The following is a 389-nucleotide window of genomic DNA, read 5'->3' as shown; positions in this document are numbered from 1 at the left end:
GTTCCAGTTTTTTACGGGTGGCCTGTTACTTGTGGCGAGGGGCTATTGTGGCGAGGGGGCTTGTCCCCCGTTGGGGGTGTCAGAAATTTTGTGTTCGGGCATAACATGAGTAAGAGGTGCATGTATGCCAACCAAAAAGAAATCTGAGCGCCAACCGGTGCGGGAGCTGCCGAAGCTTCCAAAGGAACTGCTGGATCAATTCCCTGAAACGCTGATGACCGCTGAGGCCATCGAAGAGGCTTCTGCGGCCTTCAAGAAAGCGCTGATTGAACGAGCCCTAAATGCCGAGCTTGGCCACCACTTGGGCTATCCGTCGGGCGCGCAGCGCCCGGAGGATGAAACCAACCAGCGCAATGGCAAGAGCGGCAAGACAGTGCTCACCGGCGATG

Annotated in this window: 1 protein-coding gene; it reads left to right on the top strand. The window is 56.8% G+C overall.

What is annotated here, in order from left to right; genetic code table 11:
* Positions 1–124: 124 nt before the first annotated feature.
* Positions 125–389: transposase (locus HX855_RS33540; protein ID WP_256736846.1), on the top strand; the 265-nt coding region annotated here is incomplete at its 3' end.

The organism is Pseudomonas sp. IPO3778 (assembly GCF_013386825.1).
In the GTDB taxonomy this organism is placed as follows: Bacteria; Pseudomonadota; Gammaproteobacteria; order Pseudomonadales; family Pseudomonadaceae; genus Aquipseudomonas.
This window is presented reverse-complemented; position numbering and strand designations above follow the sequence as displayed.